18 protein-coding genes are annotated in these 17,613 nt (G+C 44.1%); 11 read left to right on the forward strand and 7 right to left on the reverse strand.

All coding sequences use genetic code 11. The features are described 5' to 3' along the window. The first annotated feature begins 26 nt into the window (after nucleotides 1-26). Together AB4351_RS06135 and AB4351_RS06140 are read left to right on the forward strand one after the other, a co-directional pair. Nucleotides 27-3,542, forward strand: coding sequence for a hypothetical protein (locus AB4351_RS06135; RefSeq protein ID WP_372125360.1), 3,516 nt, complete (start codon nucleotides 27-29; stop codon nucleotides 3,540-3,542). A gap of 62 nt (nucleotides 3,543-3,604) precedes the next feature. Next, nucleotides 3,605-4,555, forward strand: a complete 951-nt coding sequence (locus AB4351_RS06140) for an OmpA family protein (RefSeq protein WP_372125361.1) — start codon at nucleotides 3,605-3,607, stop codon at nucleotides 4,553-4,555. 106 nt (nucleotides 4,556-4,661) lie between these two features. On the opposite strand, the gene AB4351_RS06145 is transcribed toward AB4351_RS06140, so the two are convergent. Both AB4351_RS06145 and AB4351_RS06150 read right to left on the reverse strand, forming a co-directional pair. After that, nucleotides 4,662-5,081, reverse strand: coding sequence for a BLUF domain-containing protein (locus tag AB4351_RS06145; protein ID WP_017067227.1), 420 nt, complete (start codon nucleotides 5,079-5,081; stop codon nucleotides 4,662-4,664). A gap of 206 nt (nucleotides 5,082-5,287) precedes the next feature. Continuing rightward, nucleotides 5,288-5,479: a hypothetical protein gene (locus AB4351_RS06150; RefSeq protein ID WP_017065380.1), complete on the reverse strand. Its 192-nt coding sequence runs from the start codon at nucleotides 5,477-5,479 to the stop codon at nucleotides 5,288-5,290. A gap of 528 nt (nucleotides 5,480-6,007) precedes the next feature. Here AB4351_RS06150 and AB4351_RS06155 point away from each other — a divergent pair. The 7 genes from AB4351_RS06155 (at nucleotide 6,008) to AB4351_RS06185 (ending at nucleotide 10,110) form a co-directional block, all read left to right on the forward strand. Beyond that, nucleotides 6,008-6,433 (forward strand): hypothetical protein, encoded by a 426-nt coding sequence (locus tag AB4351_RS06155; protein WP_372125363.1) that lies wholly within the window; start codon nucleotides 6,008-6,010, stop codon nucleotides 6,431-6,433. A gap of 218 nt (nucleotides 6,434-6,651) precedes the next feature. After that, a complete protein-coding gene (locus AB4351_RS06160; protein WP_017065382.1) occupies nucleotides 6,652-7,464 on the forward strand; it encodes a hypothetical protein in 813 nt (270 codons plus the stop codon). A gap of 123 nt (nucleotides 7,465-7,587) precedes the next feature. Then, nucleotides 7,588-7,839: a TIGR03643 family protein gene (locus tag AB4351_RS06165; RefSeq protein WP_017091136.1), complete on the forward strand. Its 252-nt coding sequence runs from the start codon at nucleotides 7,588-7,590 to the stop codon at nucleotides 7,837-7,839. A 58-nt stretch (nucleotides 7,840-7,897) separates the two neighbouring features. Beyond that, on the forward strand, nucleotides 7,898-8,293 hold the full coding sequence (locus AB4351_RS06170) for a DUF3465 domain-containing protein (protein ID WP_102320616.1): 396 nt from the start codon (nucleotides 7,898-7,900) through the stop codon (nucleotides 8,291-8,293). Between the two features lie 50 nt (nucleotides 8,294-8,343). Continuing rightward, on the forward strand, nucleotides 8,344-8,880 hold the full coding sequence (locus tag AB4351_RS06175) for a GNAT family N-acetyltransferase (RefSeq protein ID WP_102320615.1): 537 nt from the start codon (nucleotides 8,344-8,346) through the stop codon (nucleotides 8,878-8,880). Between the two features lie 14 nt (nucleotides 8,881-8,894). Further along, nucleotides 8,895-9,656: a nucleotidyltransferase domain-containing protein gene (locus AB4351_RS06180; protein ID WP_372125367.1), complete on the forward strand. Its 762-nt coding sequence runs from the start codon at nucleotides 8,895-8,897 to the stop codon at nucleotides 9,654-9,656. 61 nt (nucleotides 9,657-9,717) lie between these two features. Continuing rightward, nucleotides 9,718-10,110: an NUDIX hydrolase gene (locus AB4351_RS06185; protein ID WP_372125369.1), complete on the forward strand. Its 393-nt coding sequence runs from the start codon at nucleotides 9,718-9,720 to the stop codon at nucleotides 10,108-10,110. A 168-nt stretch (nucleotides 10,111-10,278) separates the two neighbouring features. On the opposite strand, the gene rplY is transcribed toward AB4351_RS06185, so the two are convergent. Further along, nucleotides 10,279-10,557, reverse strand: a complete 279-nt coding sequence (gene rplY, locus AB4351_RS06190) for a 50S ribosomal protein L25 (RefSeq protein WP_017060373.1) — start codon at nucleotides 10,555-10,557, stop codon at nucleotides 10,279-10,281. Between the two features lie 367 nt (nucleotides 10,558-10,924). Here rplY and AB4351_RS06195 point away from each other — a divergent pair, with 367 nt between their 5' ends. Both AB4351_RS06195 and AB4351_RS06200 read left to right on the forward strand, forming a co-directional pair. Then, a complete protein-coding gene (locus AB4351_RS06195) occupies nucleotides 10,925-11,653 on the forward strand; it encodes a glycosyltransferase family 2 protein (RefSeq protein WP_372125370.1) in 729 nt (242 codons plus the stop codon). 14 nt (nucleotides 11,654-11,667) lie between these two features. Then, nucleotides 11,668-12,975, forward strand: coding sequence for an LssY C-terminal domain-containing protein (locus AB4351_RS06200; RefSeq protein WP_017070602.1), 1,308 nt, complete (start codon nucleotides 11,668-11,670; stop codon nucleotides 12,973-12,975). A 77-nt stretch (nucleotides 12,976-13,052) separates the two neighbouring features. Here the strand turns inward: AB4351_RS06200 and AB4351_RS06205 are convergent, their stop codons facing one another. The 4 genes from AB4351_RS06205 to AB4351_RS06220 all read right to left on the reverse strand — a co-directional run bounded on the left by AB4351_RS06205 (nucleotide 13,053) and on the right by AB4351_RS06220 (nucleotide 17,546). Then, on the reverse strand, nucleotides 13,053-14,399 hold the full coding sequence (locus tag AB4351_RS06205; RefSeq protein WP_017068035.1) for an ATP-binding protein: 1,347 nt from the start codon (nucleotides 14,397-14,399) through the stop codon (nucleotides 13,053-13,055). 104 nt (nucleotides 14,400-14,503) lie between these two features. Then, entirely contained in the window at nucleotides 14,504-15,163 is a 660-nt protein-coding gene (locus tag AB4351_RS06210; RefSeq protein WP_017060377.1) for a response regulator transcription factor, read from the reverse strand. A gap of 61 nt (nucleotides 15,164-15,224) precedes the next feature. Beyond that, nucleotides 15,225-15,623, reverse strand: a complete 399-nt coding sequence (locus AB4351_RS06215) for a PepSY domain-containing protein (protein ID WP_017066076.1) — start codon at nucleotides 15,621-15,623, stop codon at nucleotides 15,225-15,227. A gap of 180 nt (nucleotides 15,624-15,803) precedes the next feature. Further along, nucleotides 15,804-17,546 (reverse strand): DEAD/DEAH box helicase, encoded by a 1,743-nt coding sequence (locus AB4351_RS06220; protein WP_017066075.1) that lies wholly within the window; start codon nucleotides 17,544-17,546, stop codon nucleotides 15,804-15,806. Between the last annotated feature and the right edge of the window lie 67 nt (nucleotides 17,547-17,613).

The following is a 17,613-nucleotide window of genomic DNA, read 5'->3' on the forward strand; positions in this document are numbered from 1 at the left end:
CCATTGGAACCGTATCTGGAAATTGTATGAAAGTATTTAGTAAGTCTCGTTTAGCGACGTGTGTGTTAACGGCCATTCCTGTGATGGCGGTAGCGAAAGACACAGGTAAGCTTGAAAAACTCGGTTCTGAGACGACTGGCATTGAAATCACTAAGCCGAACCAAGATCAAGATAGTTCGCGTATTTACCTAGAACAAGGCGCTATTTGGGCAAGCCGTGACATCACTCGCTTTGACCCAGTATTAGATGTCAGTGTCAGCGATGAGTTGGAAGTCGAGCAGGGCGCACTGCGAGACAGTGTCGGTTTCACCATCACGACTAACTATGGTTACTACATCAAAAGGTACCAGTTGGAAGTGTACCGAGTGGGTGACTTTGGCTTGTCTGAGCCAATCGCTGTGCTTGAAGGCGACAAACTGGCGAACGACTCTGACATCAATTGGGATGGTCAAATTGATGTTGATTATCAGTTTGAGGTCGGTGAGCAGCTGATGTTCCGCCTAAAAGCGTGGGACAAAGATGGCAACATGGATGTGACCACCGTTGGTGTGACTGACTTAGTCAAGCCGGACTCTAAAGTCGAGATCGATCGAAACGATAACGACGATGAAGAGAGTAAAGATAAAAGCTACGGCCAAGCTAAGTTGATGCGTCATAACATCCCGACCAATGCGGGTTTAGCCAAGTTCATTGGTACCGGTTTGAAAGGCGTTGATAAAGTTATCATCGGTGAAGATGAATTTGATGTCGAAGACGGCAACTTATACGCAGAGCAGTACTTACCTACAGACTCCTACATTTTCCCTACCAAGGTTGTGTTTGATAACGGTGATGAACGTCGTTACAAGCTGTACGTTCGTATTCCAGATACGTACTACGCACAAACCGGTTTGGCTGATCTTTATGTTGGTAAGAATAATGTGTCTGGTAATAGCGATGCATTAAGTGTCGATGACCAGTATCAAAATGACATCTATAACCAAGGTCGTTTAGCGTACTTTGGTCAGGGTAAATTTGGCGACAAACTTCGTGTAACAACTCACTTTGATACGCGAGAAAGTGAAATCAAAGACATGTTCAAACATCCGTTCGCCTCAGACGATTCGGATGTGTTCGATATCCTCGAAGACGACGATGAGCTTTATTACGGTAACTATGGTGACAGCTCAAACATCGAAAAAGTGGTCAACACCAAGGGCAAGGTTTACCTCAATGTGGAATACGATAAGTCTCAATACTTGTGGGGTAACTACAACACGGGTTTAACAGGCACTGAGAACAACGATTACAACCGTAGCCTCTATGGTTTCAAAGCTGATTATCGCACTCGCGATACTACACAATACGGTGAAGATCGTCTGAACATGGTCGGTTTTACCGCAGAAGCAGATTCGTTGTATGCACACGATGAGTTCTTGGGTACAGGCGGCTCTCTGTACTTCCTTCGTCATGGTGAAGCGGTACCGGGAAGTGACAAAGTTTACGTCAAAGTAAAAGATGAATCTGGCCTAGTGCAGAATGAAATCCCACTTGAGCCGGGCGTCGACTATGACTTTGACCCGTACCAAGGTCGAATTATTTTGACCAAGCCACTCGACAACATCCTATCCGACAGCTTTGGCAGCGTGATTGAAAACGGAGACGACTACGAAAACTTTCTGGTTGTCGACTATGAGTACGTCCCACAAGGTTCAGATTCATTAGATGCGATGTCTTACGGTGGTCGTGCTAAAGGTTGGATCAACGATTACGTTGGTGTTGGCGTGACGTATGCGACTCAAGAAAAGGACAACCAAGACTACGAGTCTTACGGTACGGACTTAACGTTGCGTGCAACAGAAGGTACCTACATTAAGGCTGAGTTTGCACACAGTGAAGGCAGGCAAACCGAGTCGAATTTCGTCTCTACCGATGGTGGTTTAACCTTTACGCCCATTGGCGATACGTTAGAAGATCGCGAGGGTGACAGTATCCAAATAACGGCTGTGACTAGCCTTTACGATCTTGCTCCAACCATCTTTGGTGCCGTTGGCAATGACCTTAAGCTTTGGTACCGAGACAAAGACGCGGGATACAGCTACGCAAGCAGCAGCGATGATTTAGAGCAAGAGGCATACGGTGCTGAACTTCGTTTACAAGCAACTGATCGCTTGGCGGTGCTATCTCGTTTCTCGACCAATGAAGAGCGCGATGTCGATGGTAATCTAGAAACAGATACTGAAACGATTGAGATCGAGACTCAAGTCAAAATCACCGAGCACATTAAGGTTTCGGCGGCAGGGCAACAAACTGAAGAGCTTAACCAAAACGACGAGCACAGTGATGCCACCTTAGCGGGTGTGCGTTTGGAATACATGTGGGACAGTGAGAACAGCGTTTACGTCAAAGGGCAAAAGACCGTCGACCAGTCGGATGACTATGATGAAAACGACAGCGCGTCGATTGGCGCTGAATTCCAAGTGTTGGAAGACTTGTCTCTTGGTGGCGAATACACCGATGGCGACCGAGGCCAAGTAGCAGAAGCGACTGTGACTTACGATGTATCCGATGACCACTCAACCTACGTAACTTATGTAGATGATAACTACGAAGGTCAAAACAACGTGATTGTTGGTCAGCGTGCAGATCTCACCAGCAGTGTCGATTTTTACCAAGAGAACCAGTTTGTTGATGAAAACGACGGTCATGGCCGTATCGACTCGTACGGCTTTGGTTACGACGTGACGGAAGATGTCGAGATGGGGATCGGTTATCAGCTTGGGGAAATTAAAGATGACGAGAACATCACCACAGAGCGTGAATCTATTAGCTTCAATGCTTCAATTGACCTAGATGACATCACCCTAAGCCACAAATTTGAATATCGAGTGGATAAGAGTGAAGACGACCCTGACATCGCTCAGCGAGAGCTGCAACAAATCGTGACGACCAACCGTTACACGCATCACTTAACGGAAGAGTACACATTGTTCGGCAAGTACAACTACTCCATCACGGAGAGCGAAACCACGGGCGAAACCATGGCGCAATTTACTGAAGCCACTGGCGGCCTTGCGTATCGTCCGATCTACAACGATCGACTCAACTTACTGAGCCGCTACACGTATATTGCAGATTTCGATCAACTGGATCGCGATGTGGATTATCAAGACGAAACCAGTCAGATCATTGAAGTTGAGGCGATCTATTCGATTGACCAACACTGGGATATCGGTACTAAGTACGCCCATAAAGACAAACAGCAAGCTTTTGAACGAGCATCTGGTTCGAATGAGCTGGTTAAAAGCGATATCGACCTATACGGATTAAGCGCTTCTTACCGTGTGATGAAAGAGTGGGATGTGACGGGTGAATACCACTGGAAAACAGACACACTCAACGATGAGCTAGAACACGGTGCGTTAGTTTCGGTGAACAAGCACATCGGCGAGAACTTCAAAATGGGGATTGGTTATAACTTCTCTGCGTTTGATAGTGACTTAACCAATGATGACGACTACGACGCATCCGGCGTGTTTATTAACTTAGTCGGTAAGATCTAAGCATGCCCCAAAGTGGGTTGAAAGTTAAGAGTTGAGAATTCAAAGTGACAGTAAAGAGTAAGATGAAAACAATTATTTTCCTAATAAGCGCAGTGATGAGTACTTTGCTGCTGTCCGGCTGTGCAACCGACACCTATGTGAGCCAGGAGAACCGAGACAAGTTCGCAGGCATCGATGTGTCTAAGTTTTTAATCAGCGAGTGTTTGGCGCCAGAGCGTGAGGTGCACATCGCCATCGCAGAGCATTTTGCGTTTGATAAATACCAATTACGCGACCTCGATAAGATCAACTTGGATACCTTTGTTAAAGAGATCAGAGGCCTCAAAGGGCGTATCACGATTGTCGGCCATACTGATTACAAAGGTTCTCTGGAATACAACGAACGTCTTTCACAGCGCCGTGCCAAATCGGTCGCAGATTATTTGAAAGGGCAACTAGACCCAACGCAATATGACTGGGAAGTGAAACATCTTGGTGAGACTCAACCTCTTCTGTTTGGTAAGACAGATAAAGACCGAGCGGAGAACCGCCGTGCATTTATTGTGTTTGAAGAAGCTCAGAAGTACGAAGAGATGCCTTTCTGTGAGCCACCAAAACCAGAACGTAAAGTTTATATGGCAATGACGCCACACTTCGATTTCGATAAGTCAGTACTCAAGCAAGAAGATCTAACTCAGTTAGATGACTTCACAACGAAGTTGAGCGGCCTGCAAGGCAGCATAATGGTGGCAGGGCACACCGACCAATCGGGTTCACTTTCTTACAATGAAAAGCTGGCAGAGCGCCGCGCAGAAACGGTGGTTGAATACCTCAAAACCAAACTCGATCCTAAGCAGTTTATCTGGGAAGTGAAGTCATTTGGTAAGTTGCAGCCTGCGATTAATGAACGCTCTGAAAAAGCCGATGCATTAAACCGCCGCGCGTTCATTGTGTTCAAAGAATCTGATATTACCGCCGAACAGCAAGCTCTTGCTGGCAGTGAACAAGAAGCGGTGAGCAGCGAGAGCGATTAGAGTTCACCGAAGAATAACGAATAGTTGCCTTTACAATAAAACGCAAAAAGCCCCATACGTTGGGGCTTTTTGTTGCTTGCTCTACGGATTAAGTTGGGTCGAAGAGCTATTCTGATGGCAAATTCTGTTTCAATTCCAGAAGCATTCGGTAGGCACTTTCTCCTGACATCTCATACGGGTTGAACTGGTCTGATGTTGAAAACTGTAAATTAACCAGTTCAGTTAGGCTAGATTGTGGAATATCACCCATAGACCAATCACCAAACTGCCTACAATCGATCTCTTTGAAATATAAAATCATGACGTTTTTGTGTCGCGTGTCATTCAAGATATGATTGTAAGTATGGTTCACTGCGGTTCTCGAACCTTCAATACATTGCAGGAAATACTTATCATTGTGGCTTAGAAGGCCTGTTAAATGGCTTTGCTTATTGCGGTCGTGTGAAATCTGAAGAATGTCGTTCAAAGCCTGAGAATCGCAACTTTCACAGAGCGTACTGACATAAATTAACCGAGTTAGGAACATAGGCATCATTTCGAATTTTTTTTCAAAGGGTATTAATAAATATAAGCCAAGATCATGGAATTGCGAGTTATTGATTTAATTGTCACTCGGTGGCTTTTGGAAGAGAAGAGGGTGGGGATGAAGTAGAAAAGGGCAGGTTGCAAGATACGCTAAAATGACTCGAATGTTGGCCATTCAATTATTTTAGCGACCTGCTTGTGAGCTCGTTAGTTGTTTAGAGTTGAAATCGATTCAACGTTAGAAGAGGAATCAAATCGAACGTTGACCAACACATTTTCACGTTCGAAAGTCACATCATCAAAGTCAGTCGTTGCGATCTTAAATCCATTTCTTGCGAATAAACTCGTCACCGTTGTTCGTTGTTTCTGTTCCATACCGCATGTCAGTAGTTCGTTCATCGTGATCTTCATTAGGTAACCGTGTGCATAGTGTAAGCGTACAGACTCTACATTATGAGATCAATTGCTTAATCGATAAGCTATATTGATATGTTCAATTGAGTGATTCAGGTATTTAAAAGCCGGATGGATAGTGGGCAAGGGAGTTATGCGACCTATGACAAGTGGAGCGTTATGTGACCACTGTTCAGCATTCCTTGAACACGAAGTTTGTCGCAAAAATCGCGTTGAAATAAGTGGTTACAAAGCAGGAGGAATTATGCCCGCCGTTTGGTATGTTTGGTCGGTTATTGGAAATATTATCGGCCTATATCTCACTTAACTAAAGTACATCGATTTACGATGAGTAGACTCCTCAATAAGCCTTCTTTTTATTTGAATTTTATATGCTAAGTGGTGTTGTTATAATTGTTATTAATTGCATAGGCTTGATTTTAATATTGGCTTGATTTATAAAACAAGCATTCGTTCATTAACTTCATGATTATATTAGTTTTTACTAACCTTTAAATAACATGGAGAAAGGCGATGAATAAGAACCAAACACGCAACAGGTTAGCGAATTTAGTGCGACTTCGTAGGTCATACAAAGCATCAGACTTTCTGGTGGGTTCTGATGAACTCCGAGTTAAAAAAGATGTGTATAGCTTACGTAAAATCAAACAGTTAGAAATTCGTCAATTGGGTCTTAAAGAAAACGCAATCAATATCGTTTCGTTGGCTTTAGTCCTCTCGGCGGCGACTTGGGCATTTGTTCCTCAGTTCGGTTTACCAATGCTTGCACTGACCTTTATTTTGGCGTTTGTTACATGGCGACGATATGAGTTGCGTGCAGAGTTTAAAGGGGTCGATGAAACTGGCGACCATTGGGTTTCCGTGGCGCGCGGTTGTACTCGAGAAGAGTTCAAAGTATTGAAAAACGTTGAATTGGCTTTACGCGATCAGCTGTCTTAGTGGCTAGATCTGTTAAGGTTAAGGTCTTATAAGCGTTAAGCTCCCATAATCAACAAGGCTCGTCATTGTATGGCGAGCTTTTTATTTTCTGAAAAACACAGGTAGTGCAGGTTACTTTGAGAGGCCAATGCTTATATGTGTAATGGGGGTTGATATGAATCTTAAGTCACGGCGTTTTTGATGCTCTTTGTGGTTTTGAATATAGGGAGAGGGTGGAAATGAATACACGAGTCAGTGAGAGTTCTTTTAAAAGGCTCATCCAGTTAGTTGGTTGTGTTTTGATTATAGTGTTGAGCAATAGTCGACTCTCCAATGCTCAAAGCATCGAGTTTCCTACTTGTGTACAGAGCGAGGTTTTGAATACAGAAATCCACCTTTATGTTGATGAATCGGTGTTAGATGAATATTCCAAAGCATTTATAGCCTCTAAAATAGCGACATGGGAAAGCTATTCGAATCTGGTGTTAAAAAACTCCTGCGTCCCTATGACGAGAAAAGTCACTAAGGTGACTTATACGTCTGAAATCGACAGCCTTTGGTTTCAAGATTTGGGCGCAGCAGAGAGGTTATTAAAACTCTCGATGGAAGAACCGATTCCAGAAACAACAGAAGACGGCGTCCCCATTTTTACTGGGATAGTATTTTCTAATTATAATTTTAGCTTTGAGTCTGATTATTGTGGTATGTCTTCTTCGGTATCCTACTTTTTTTCTTTAGCGATAAACTGCCCTGATTACTTAATGGAGCATGAAATTGGCCATTTAAGTGGTGCTAATCATGACTATAAAACGTTATTGAAAGATTTTGATAGTATAGAAAGTTACATTTCTGGAACGTATCCAAGAGCTCCTCAATATTCCTTCGGTACAATTTGTGCTGATAGAGGAACAGTGATGTCTTATGAGCGAGATGTTATACCTGCTTATTCCAGCCCGGACATCAGAGTAGATGGCACAAAGTGCGGGGATAGCAAATACCACAATAATGCGAGAGTGCTTAGAGAGTTCGCACAAGCTTATTTAACCCCATGATTGCCTAGTTGGTAGCCTGTTGTTTTATCGAACGTTATAACGCGTTCAATTCAAAGTGTTTGTCCTGTGATCTTTAAATTTGGAACGAGCGTATTTCTCCCAGTTTATTAAGGAAGAATATGTATGATGTTATCCAAAGAGAATGAATCAAGAATTATTGAAATGGCGTGGGAAGACCGAACGCCATTTGAGGCAATAGAGCACCAATTTGGTTTAAATGAATCGCAAGTGATTCGTTTTATGCGTAGCCATCTCAAGCTTGGCAGTTTTAAGCTGTGGCGCTCACGTGTTTCTGGGCGCTCGACCAAGCATGTAAAACTACGCAGTTCGGACGTTTCGAGAGGTTATTGTCCAACTCAGTACAAGCATTGTTAAAAGAGGGGATGCCCAACCAGTATCCCAAATCAACACACAGATATGGGAAATGAAAGGAATGAAACAATTTTTCGCTCTACTTATAGTGCTGCTTAGCTTCGGCATCAGTCATGTTCAAGCGAATGATACGCGACTTAAGCAAGCTTACGAAAATCACCAAAGCGACGTTCAGGTGCGCGGATCGGGTACGGTGTATCGAGTACTTCCTGATGATAATAAAGGCTCTCGACATCAGAAATTCATTTTGCGACTCGATAGCGGACAAACCTTGTTAGTCGCACATAATATTGACTTAGCGCCTCGTGTTCAGGGACTGGCAAAGGGCGATCGAGTTGAATTTTATGGTGAATATGAATGGAACAAGAAAGGTGGCGTAATGCACTGGACGCACAAAGACCCTCGTAATCATCACACTCATGGTTGGTTGAAGCATAACGGGAAAGTATACGAGTAAACACCTCCGAGACTTTTCCTTTCAAGGCTATAAGATAAAAAGGAATTTTGATGTTTAAGCTGGAAACTGACAGGTTGATTCTTCGAGATATGAGTCTCGAAGACGAGTGTGCCTTTGTTGCGATGTCTCAAGACGCTAAGTATCAGCGTTTCTATGATGAAAGTGATTGTGAACCTAACAAATATCGAGAGCTAACCCAGTTGTTTGTTGCACAGGCTTTGGAAGTACCACGCCAGTCCTATCAGCTAGCGGTTGAAAGCAAAGATTCGGGGAAGTTTATTGGAACCGTTTGTTTACGTCTTGAACGCGATAAACAAGCTTCAATGGGCTGTGCTTTCTCAAGGGAAATTCAGGGAAAAGGGCTTTCTATAGAAGCTTCTGAAGCCCTCGCTGATTTTGGTTTCTCAGAGTTAGGCATACACCGTATCTACGCTGAAACCATCAGCAAGAACTTGGCTGCGATTAAATTATGTAAGTCACTAGGAATGAAACAAGAAGCGTGTTTTAAAGATCATCGATTCTTCAAAGGTCAATGGTGGGATACAGTTGTGTTGGCGGTTCTACGTTCTGATTGGAAAAAGGCTTAGTGATGGAAAGTGGTATGCAGAAGCTAGATAGAGGGCTCGATCGAGAAGGGTTCATTCAAAATCTTTATTCGCCAAAGAACATTGCGCCTGAATTTCAAGAAGTGGTGTCAGCAGTCGTTGATTCGTTGCTAAGAGAACTTCCAAGTCAAGTTGATGGTATCTACTTGTATGGAAGCGTGCCTAGAGGAACGGCCATTGTTGGTCGCTCTGATTTGGATGTTTCTATCGTACTCGCTACGCCTGTTGGTCAGAGAGAAAAGGAAGTATTTAACCTACTTTCCGGCACCATACCCCAAACCTATCCGCAAGTGACCAAGCTTGATATCGATCCTGGCTTCCTGCGGGATGTTCTGCAACCCACGGAAAAGTATCACTGGCACTTTTGGATCAAGCATTGCTGCTGTTGTGTTTGGGGGAATGATTTATCTAATGAGTTCCCACTATACAAACCAAGCATTGAAATCGCTCAAGCTCTCAATGGTGACTTGTCTACTTTTCTTGAGCAAATGCCCTCGAGTTTCAAAACAATGACTGATGCGGATATCGTTAAGGTAATTGGTAAAAAGTTAGTGCGAGCGGCGTATTATTTTGTGGCTGAGCAAGACGGCAGTTGGTACACCAATCTGAGCCAGTGCGCTGCAGTCGCCAAGCGCTATTACTCCAATCAAAGCGACGATATTGAGCTAGCTCATCAATACGCTCTCGGAAATTTGATATCTAAAACAGAAGCTTTTGAATTGTATGAAAGGCTGAGTAAAAAGCTTGTTGTAAATTAAGCATTAACACAAGCTAGAACAACAAACTTAACTACCTTTGTAACGGCTTTAGGAAAATTAGATGGATGTCCACGAGTGTGTTTCTTTTATCATGCTGAAGGAATCGCAGGTATTACTAGAAAAGCGTAGTGAGTCTAGGGAGACCGATCCCGGTTTAATCACTATACCTGGCGGCCATATTGAACACGGTGAAAACCAGGTTCAGGCGCTGTTTCGTGAACTTGATGAAGAGCTTAATGTTGTTCCGATTGATTACCAATACTTGTGTTCGCTTTACCATCCTACGAAGGAACTTCAGTTGATTCATTATTTTATCGTGAGTGACTGGAAAGGAGATATCACCGCTCAAGAGACTGATGATGTTAAGTGGTATTCACAAGGTTCAGCTCCTGTTGGTATAGCAGCCGATGGTATTGCTTTGAAAGAAGTAGAGCGCGTGGGTAGGTATCTTTAGTTTGGATTCGATAAGATGTTTTGGACGTTTTTTGAGGGCTCAAAAACGGTGAAACCCCGATGTTGGTAGCATCGGGGTTTCGAATTTCTAGATTTCTCGACTGGTAAGATCGATTATCTTTTCTATGCAGAAGGCTGGATTAATCCAATCTTATTCCTTGGTAGGGAATTAGATGCGGATGAAGTCCATGTGCTCAACTTTTGGCTTGAACGCGTGACGTTGAACGTCTTGTGGCTTAACCTTAACTTCTGCGCCGTCAATCAGTAGAGTGATTGCTTCGTAGAATTCAGGCTTGTCCATTTGGTTGATCACGTCAGCGTGAACAAGTTCGATAGCTACAGCTTCAGCTTCGCCACCGTAGATTACAGCTGGGAATTTACCAGCGTGACGTAGGCGGCGGCTCGCACCTTTACCTAGTTCAGTACGTACTACTGCTTCAAATTTCATAGTTTTACTCTCAAATTAGTAAAAATTAACTTCACACCTCAATGCGACCTTGAGTGTGTGGTAATGCTTAAACATAAAAGTTCATGCTTAAGCGAGCGCGGATACTAACATCACATTCCAATATGAGCAAGTCAGAAGCCCATCTCAAAGTGAATTTCCTTCGATAATGGGTTCGTTTGGAGATAAAACGTTCGCTAACGCTTGTTTAGCGCATTTTACTCCCTTTTACATCGCAATCCTTATCTATTTATATCACTGCTAAATCATCAAGTTAATGAACGGAAAATGAATGTTTGCCTAAGACTTGGTTAAGTCTTAGTTCGTTAATCTTAGTGTTAATTAAACAGCAGAATGAATAGGTGAAAATATGAAACCGGTAAGCCTTGTCGTAATTACGCTAAACGAAGAGAAACGCATTAGCCGCTTAATGGAAGAGTTGAGCGTGCAAACCCACCAAGAGTTTGAAGTGATTGTTGTCGACTCGAACAGTGAAGATAACACCAGAGAAGTGGCGCAAGCTTATGAAAACGCGTTGCCAAAATTAACGGTGCATCACATGGAAAACCGTGGTGTGAGCCTTGGCCGAAACACGGGTGCTTCATTGGCGCAATACAACCGAATCCTTTTCTTAGATGCTGACGTGAGCTTGCCTCGAAACTTCCTTGCGAAAGCGCTTTATGAACTAGAAGAGAAGAAGCTTGAAGTGGCGGGTGTGTACATGAGCTCGAAAGGTTTGCCGCTTGTACACAAGTTTGGTTACGGGCTATTTAACGCAGGCTTGTTTACTACTCAGTTCTTTTTCCCGACGGCGATTGGCGCATGTATTTTCTCGACTAAACGGGCGCATGATGAGATCGGCGGTTTTGATGAAGAGATCGTCCTGTGTGAAGATTGTGACTACGTAAAACGTGCGAGCAAAACATGGCGATTTAGATTCCTAAATATGACTTTTGGTTTTGACCCACGTCGCTTAGACCAAGATGGCGTTGTGAAGACAGGCTCTACTTATCTTAAAGCCAATGTAAGACGCTTCTTTAAAGGAGAAATGCGTAATAACGAGATGAACTACAAGTTTGGTCACTACAAAGAACAGTAAGCGTTGAGGTTGTTATGTTTGATGGACTAGGGTTGTTTCTGGGAGCATTGGGTGATGCTCTCATTGGCCCAAACCTATTTGTACCGGGAGAGCCGTTCTTTATCGCAGCGGGCTTTCAACTGTATTCAGGTGCATGGATGGCGTTGGTTTTGGTGATGCTAGGTGGTTTGCTTGGTGATCAACTCAGTTATTTCATTGGTTATAAATACGGTGTTAAGGTGCAACGAAGGCTCATTAAGTTTCGCCCTAAAACCAAAAGATTAATTGCGCGCTGCCGCTATCTGGTTGCTCGCAAAGGCACATACATCATTCTTTTTGCTCGTTTATTAGGGCCTATCGCTTGGGTTGTGCCATTTATAGCTGGCTCGCATCGTGTACCGTGGCGTAATTTTAGTGTGTTGGCGTTTATCGGTTTGGCCCTTGGTGGAGGGCAGTTCATTGCTTGGGGCATGTTACTGGCGCACGGCGTTGAAAACTTCCCGTGGCTTAATAGCCTTAAGATATTTATCTCGGAGCATAATAGCTTGATCGTTGGTGTGTTCGCGGTATTAGTCTTCACCATTATCGGTTACCGAATGAAGTGGCGATGCTTAGTACTTAAGTCTAGTGCGCTGTTGTTGGCGTGGGTATTGTTTGCGAACTACGCTCACTTTTTCTGGAAAGCGGATGACTTTCAGAATCAACCAGAGACGGCTCAAATAAACAAAGTCGACTGGAACTCGGTTACCTATAAAGCGTTCCCCGGTAAATCTTCGTTCTACTCGGCGCAAGCGATCAACGTAATTTATGTTGGAGCAACCCCAAGAGACTTAATGAAGCAATTAGGCTGGATAGAGAATCAAACCTTCTCTCGAAATGAGATTGAATGGGTTGGTTATCTCGCATTGCTTAGAGAAAAAACGCCGCCAGTGTCTGATTTATATTGGCGAGACAAGCCGCAAGATATGGCTTTTCAATTGCCGGGTAACCTGATGAAGCGCAGCCATATTCGTTGGTGGCGTGCAGGTGTTGATATTAAAACTAACCAGCCTCAGTGGTTAGGCGCAATTAGCTATGATGATGGCCTTAAAGTCACGCCTTACTCAGGCATTGTGACCGTGCTTCATAACATTGACCCTAATGTTGATGAAGAGCGAGATCGGCTTGCTAATCAGATACGAACGTTACTACCAGACATCGAGTTAGACAAGTACCCATTAGCAACGGTGGAAGTGATCAATGACGATCATGACTATTACACTGATGGCCGGGTATTAACGATTGGAGCAACGACCCTTAGTGATAATTCACAAACTTTGGATGTTGCTGTTAACGATATATAGAGTTGTATATAAGGTCGATAGAATTAAGCCCTAGCATTACGTTAGGGCTTATTGTGTTTAACTTTTACTTAGCTTGTTCAGCCTTTACTTACTTTAAGCACCAGAGAAGCTTTTAAGCCGCCCATTGAGCTCTTGCTGAGCGTTAGGCTGCCTCGGTAACTGTGTGCCATTTCATTTACGATATTAAGCCCTAAGCCTGTTCCTGGTGTGGTTTCATCAAGTCGGACGCCACGTTTGGTCACTTGCTCAAGCTTCTCTTCAGGAATGCCTTGGCCATCATCTTCAATCACCAACTCTATGTTGCCATCGTCGAGTTCATTTGCATGGACGCGAATAATGCTGCCCGCCCACTTGTAACTGTTCTCGAGTAGGTTGCCGACCATTTCATCAAGGTCGGTTTTTTCTACTGCCACTTCAATCTCAGAGTCTAGCTCGTTAATCATGGTGACTTCATTGGCAGCGTAGACTTTATCAAACGCCATTGAGATAGCTTCGACACGCTCACAAGGTGAAGACTTCACCGAAAGAATGTTCATTGCACCTGCCATACGAGCGCGGCCAAGGTGATAATCAATTTGGCTTTGAATCTGATGAATGGGCTGTTGCAGCAGTGCCTTGTCATCCTCTGGAAGTCGCTCTATCTCATTTTTTAGAACTGAAAGCGGTGTTTTCAACGCATGAGATAAGTTACCCGCGTGGTTACGAGCTCGTTCTAATAACTCTTGATAGTGAAAGAGCAGGGCATTGAGGTCAGAGACTAATGGAGAAACCTCTTTCGGGTAGTTATCGCTTAACCCTTGTTGCTCGCCGTTTCTTAGCATTACCAGTTCGCGTTGCATCTTGCTGAGCGGTAATAACGACCAACTGACTTGAATACCGATCAACATCAGCACGCCAACAAACAGCAACATTAGGATCAACCAGACTTGACCAGTAAGCTCTGTCAGTGTGGATTCTAATGGATCTTCATCAATACCAATGGTGATCGTGACAGGGTCGCTCAGTTCAGGCAGGTAGATATCTTGCTCGATGTAAATCAGCTTTTCTTTCTCTGGCCCTTTGACTGATGTGTGAATCGGTGAACGCTTGATGGTGAGGTCTTTATCCCATAGCGAGCGAGATCGAATGATCTGCTCTTGGGTAGCGGCGCGCCAATAAATACCACTGTAGGGCTGGTTGAACCTAGGATCAGACAGACGCTCTGCCATGATCAGGTTACCACTGTCATTGGTTTCGATATTGGCGGTTAACTCATCCATGGTTAAGCCAAGCTGCTGCTTCATGTCATCGACGAGGTAGTCGTTAACCAGTTTCGGAATCCCGACACCAGCCGCTAATATCATCGCACCTAGCCAAAAAGCCGCAGCAAGGAGCAAGCGGCTTTTTAAACTGATGTTTTTAAGTGTTCGTTTCTTTAGATTCATGCATTTCCAACCTGCCTTTGCTCATCGTAACTTATCGTATTGCGATGATCAGAACAGGCTGTCCACTTAATTAATGGTTGCTCTTGGCGTGATTGACGACTGAGCTATTCAGCATTCAGTTGGTAGCCAAGGCCACGAACGGTTTTGATGATCTTTGGTGCGATTTTCTTACGAATACGACCGATGAACACTTCAACCGTGTTTGAGTCTCGGTCGAAGTCTTGCTTGTAGATATGCTCAACCAACTCAGTGCGCGAGATAACCTTGTTTTGGTTATGCATGAAGTACGCGACAACTTTATATTCCAGCGCCGTGAGGCTAACTGCTTGACCTTGCCACAACACTTTAGAACTGCGTGTGTCTAGGCTTAGATCACCGATTTGAAGTATCGGAGCAGCACTGCCTGATGCTCGGCGCAGTTGAGCTCGGATACGGGCAATCAGCTCGACCATCTCAAATGGCTTAGTTAGGTAGTCATCAGCACCGGCGTTCAAGCCCTCAACACGTTGAGTTAGCGTGTCACGAGCACTTAAGATAATCACTGGCGTGTTGATGTTTTCGTCTCGAATGCCTTTTAATACCGTTAGGCCGTCAAGCTTAGGTAAACCTAAATCGAGGACAATCGCGTCCCATTCTTCTGACGTTGCACGGTAGAGTGCGTCGATGCCATCTTGAGAGAGCTCTGGAACCCAGTCGGCCCCCTCAAGTGTTTCAATAATTTGTTGGCCCAAACGAGGCTCATCTTCAACGACTAAAATTTTCATAATTGTTCTTCTAATTTCTTCTAATGACTGTTCGTCGTGCTTAGCTCTTCGTCGTACGTAACTAGTCGCCGTGTTTAATTGCGTCTTTAAAGTTGCGGCCTTTGATCATAAGCATTTCTAACGTCTCAGCGTTGTATTCGACTTTGATGATGTTGTTTTGGTAATTGATTTTTAGTTCATACACCCAAATGTCGTCATCTTCTTCTAGTTCTACTTTAATGATTCTGCCATGAAGATCGTTTTCAACCGCCGCATACATTTCTGAGAAAGGGCGAATGTAGCCTTCTCGTACGGCTTCATAGACTTCGTCTTGATCTTCTTCAAATTCGATGCTGGTTCCTGCTTTATGAACGTCCTGCACTAATTCATGACCATTATGATGTGAGTCAGCCCATGCGCCAGCAGAAACAAATAAGCCTAAGCTTATAGAAAACAAAGAAATCATAGCTTTACTAAACATAGCGAATCCTAGAGAAGGTTGATAGCGTTCAGTATAAAAAAGTAATTCTGAACAGAAAGTGAACCTGATTAATAATGAGAATTTGATACCGAAAAACTTAACGCTTAAATGGCGCAGGCTTTAATACATAAGATTAATTGCCGAGTGTTAAGAACGTAAGACTTACTTTTATTCTTAACCTTAACGCTGCTGTAGTTCGTCTTCGAATATCTTGTCTCTCATTTTCCAAAAGCGTCCGACTTTACGGGCAATCACGAATTGAGGTGGGCGGAATCTATGTTGGTGAGCAACCACTTTCGTCGGTGAGGCTTCTTCGAAAGGGCGATGTCTGTCTGCAAGGTGAGGGCGAACAAACTGGTCTTTGAAGTTCTGCTTCTGCTTTTTGCTGGTTAATGACCAAAACTCATGCACTTGCGCTTGGTTTTCTCCGCGATAGGTGACCTTAAGTTGTGATTTACCTTTCTCGTCTTTAAGCACGTTGAGGTCCATTTCCAAGCATTCAAATACCAAGGCATCTTTTAGGTTCAGTGCTTCTTTTAGCTTTTTGTCTGGGTCGACTAAGGTTGCATCGCACTCATGACAAATGCGCGCAGCAATGTCATTATCAGCACCACATTCACCGCAATATTTCGCTCGGAAGCGATAATTACAGTGCTCGCGCTCGCCCGTGTCTTCATCGGTAAAGTAGCCTTGGCATTTGCGCCCAAAGTGCTCAAGCAAGAAGCCATTGCTGTCTAGCTTGCCCCAAAAGTTATTATTGAAGCCGCACGCAGGGCAAGGGATGGTGATGATTTCACTGTCTGAATCGGGTTTAGGGTCGCCAACCTCAGGTTGGTAGAGGTCGTAACTGTTGCCCGCATAGTCGAGCACCAAACACTCTTTTTTACCCGGAGATAGGCGTAAGCCACGGCCAACGATTTGTTGATACAAACTGATGGATTCTGTCGGGCGCAAAATCGCGATTAAATCGACGTGTGGCGCATCAAAACCTGTGGTTAATACCGATACGTTAACCAAAAACTTGATTTTACGTTCTTTGAAGTCGCTGATAATTTGGTCACGTTCGAGAGTTGGTGTATCACCAATCACAATTGAAGCTTCACCTTCTGGCAATAAGCCGAGGATCTCTTGCGCGTGTCGAACGGTCGCAGCGAATACCATGATGCCTAGTTTATCTTGGGCTAGGTGAATAATCTGATCGACAATCTGTGGGGTCGCTCGTTTCGATTGCTCGATCACCATGTCGAGTTCTGCTTCTTTGTAGCGACCAGTGCTCGCGGGCTTTAACTGCGAAAAGTCATAGCTCAACACGGGTGCATCAATCATGCGTGCAGGAGTTAAGAAACCTTCATCGAGCAGGTAACGAATCGGCAGCTCAAAGATACAGTCGCGGAAGAAACGTGGCTCATCTGAACGCACTTGACCGCGAGTGTGGTATTGATAAATCCAACCCATCCCAAGACGATATGGGGTCGCTGTTAATCCAAGCACCTTGATGCCCGAATTATTCTCGCGTAAGTGAGTGATGACTTTCTGATAACTACTGGTCTTTTCATCGGGAACACGGTGGCATTCGTCGATAACCAACAGCGAAAATTGGTTAGAGAATGAATCGAGATTTCGCACCACAGATTGCACCGAAGCAAACACGACTTGTTGGTCGGTCTCTTTGCGTCCTAAACCCGCAGAGAAAATCGAGCCTTTCAGCCCGTAACCTTCATACTTTTCATGGTTCTGTTCAACCAACTCTTTTACGTGAGCAAGCACCAACACTCGACCTTTCGCAAGCCTTGCTAACTCTGCAATCACAAGGCTTTTTCCTGCACCTGTCGGAAGCACGAGCACTGCCGGAGTTTGGTGTTTTCTGAAGTAATGAATCACTGATTTTACAGAATCAGCTTGGTACGGGCGGAGTGTATACATATCGCGTCTTGTAAGAAGGAAAACAAATAGTGTGAAATAGCTCAACTAATTGAGCAAAGGTGACTAT

It is taken from the genome of Vibrio sp. 10N.261.51.F11 (assembly GCF_041471665.1).
GTDB lineage: Bacteria > Pseudomonadota > Gammaproteobacteria > Enterobacterales > Vibrionaceae > Vibrio > Vibrio crassostreae_C.

Excerpts from the sequence above, each read along its gene's own strand:
- AB4351_RS06135 (WP_372125360.1), top strand. The coding sequence starts at position 27 with ATGAAAGTATTTAGTAAGTCTCGTTTAGCGACGTGTGTGTTAACGGCC.
- AB4351_RS06140 (WP_372125361.1), top strand. The coding sequence starts at position 3,605 with ATGAAAACAATTATTTTCCTAATAAGCGCAGTGATGAGTACTTTGCTG.
- AB4351_RS06145 (WP_017067227.1), bottom strand. The coding sequence starts at position 5,081 with ATGTTCCTAACTCGGTTAATTTATGTCAGTACGCTCTGTGAAAGTTGC.
- AB4351_RS06150 (WP_017065380.1), bottom strand. The coding sequence starts at position 5,479 with ATGAACGAACTACTGACATGCGGTATGGAACAGAAACAACGAACAACG.
- AB4351_RS06155 (WP_372125363.1), top strand. The coding sequence starts at position 6,008 with ATGAATAAGAACCAAACACGCAACAGGTTAGCGAATTTAGTGCGACTT.
- AB4351_RS06160 (WP_017065382.1), top strand. The coding sequence starts at position 6,652 with ATGAATACACGAGTCAGTGAGAGTTCTTTTAAAAGGCTCATCCAGTTA.
- AB4351_RS06165 (WP_017091136.1), top strand. The coding sequence starts at position 7,588 with ATGATGTTATCCAAAGAGAATGAATCAAGAATTATTGAAATGGCGTGG.
- AB4351_RS06170 (WP_102320616.1), top strand. The coding sequence starts at position 7,898 with ATGAAACAATTTTTCGCTCTACTTATAGTGCTGCTTAGCTTCGGCATC.
- AB4351_RS06175 (WP_102320615.1), top strand. The coding sequence starts at position 8,344 with ATGTTTAAGCTGGAAACTGACAGGTTGATTCTTCGAGATATGAGTCTC.
- AB4351_RS06180 (WP_372125367.1), top strand. The coding sequence starts at position 8,895 with ATGCAGAAGCTAGATAGAGGGCTCGATCGAGAAGGGTTCATTCAAAAT.
- AB4351_RS06185 (WP_372125369.1), top strand. The coding sequence starts at position 9,718 with ATGGATGTCCACGAGTGTGTTTCTTTTATCATGCTGAAGGAATCGCAG.
- rplY (WP_017060373.1), bottom strand. The coding sequence starts at position 10,557 with ATGAAATTTGAAGCAGTAGTACGTACTGAACTAGGTAAAGGTGCGAGC.
- AB4351_RS06195 (WP_372125370.1), top strand. The coding sequence starts at position 10,925 with ATGAAACCGGTAAGCCTTGTCGTAATTACGCTAAACGAAGAGAAACGC.
- AB4351_RS06200 (WP_017070602.1), top strand. The coding sequence starts at position 11,668 with ATGTTTGATGGACTAGGGTTGTTTCTGGGAGCATTGGGTGATGCTCTC.
- AB4351_RS06205 (WP_017068035.1), bottom strand. The coding sequence starts at position 14,399 with ATGAATCTAAAGAAACGAACACTTAAAAACATCAGTTTAAAAAGCCGC.
- AB4351_RS06210 (WP_017060377.1), bottom strand. The coding sequence starts at position 15,163 with ATGAAAATTTTAGTCGTTGAAGATGAGCCTCGTTTGGGCCAACAAATT.
- AB4351_RS06215 (WP_017066076.1), bottom strand. The coding sequence starts at position 15,623 with ATGTTTAGTAAAGCTATGATTTCTTTGTTTTCTATAAGCTTAGGCTTA.
- AB4351_RS06220 (WP_017066075.1), bottom strand. The coding sequence starts at position 17,546 with ATGTATACACTCCGCCCGTACCAAGCTGATTCTGTAAAATCAGTGATT.